The organism is Vibrio sp. 2134-1 (genome assembly GCF_033339495.1).
In genome coordinates, this window is sequence record NZ_JAWOUS010000285.1 from 1 (window position 1) to 801 (window position 801).

The 801-nt window shown below is 45.6% G+C and carries 1 protein-coding gene; it reads right to left on the minus strand.

The window, feature by feature from the left end:
* Positions 1-801: D-alanyl-D-alanine carboxypeptidase/D-alanyl-D-alanine-endopeptidase (dacB, locus tag R7R78_RS25505; RefSeq protein ID WP_225474545.1), on the minus strand; the 801-nt coding region annotated here is incomplete at both ends.

Genomic DNA, 801 nt, shown 5'->3' on the forward strand with positions numbered 1-801 from the left:
TTTCTGTGGCGCTGAACCAATCTTAATTTTGCCTTTGAGCTCAATACCTAATTGCTTGAGTAACGTACTGATATTTTGACTGGTATAACGTTCAGGATCTTGAACCGCAAATTTGAGAGGCAGCGGCTTTTCTCGTTCGATTAAGCATCCTTTTAATTCGTAGCGATTGTCTGGGTTAGCAAGCAGGTCTAAATCGCAATGGCGGCTCTTTTGAATCATCTTAGAAACGGTCTCGACCGAACTTTTAACACGAATAGGTTGATGCTCAGGCACATAGACTCGAGTCCCGCCATCTTTTTGCGTATAGACAGAAGCTTGGACGCAGTTGTTGTTGAGTGTAATGCTAGAAGCCGGAGCGCTGTAGCAAACCCCCAGAATGTCCCACGGCCAACCCACCGCTCGGTCATACCCTGTAAAGGCACTGTTGTCTAACCACAAGTCACCGTTAATGCGCGTTAAACCATTTTTTTTCGCCAATGACAGCAACGCTTTCAAATCTTGGGTTTGTAAGGTGGGATCTCCGACAAAGTAGATAACGGCATCGGAACTCGAGGTTTCAAGCTTTGTTCGAAATGCAAAGCTGTCCCCTAACTCTAATTTAGCAGCTAAGGCTGTGACAATTTTTAAGGTGCTCGCAGGTGGAAATAGTTGGTCTGTTGGACGGATACCATCGAGCGTGGAACTTTCGGTTAGTTTTTCTGCAACTAAGCTGATACGGGCGCCCTCTGGCAATACCTCTTGATGAGGATACGCATAAGACAATAGCGGAAAAATAAGAGAAGAAATGAGTAGAGGCCAACG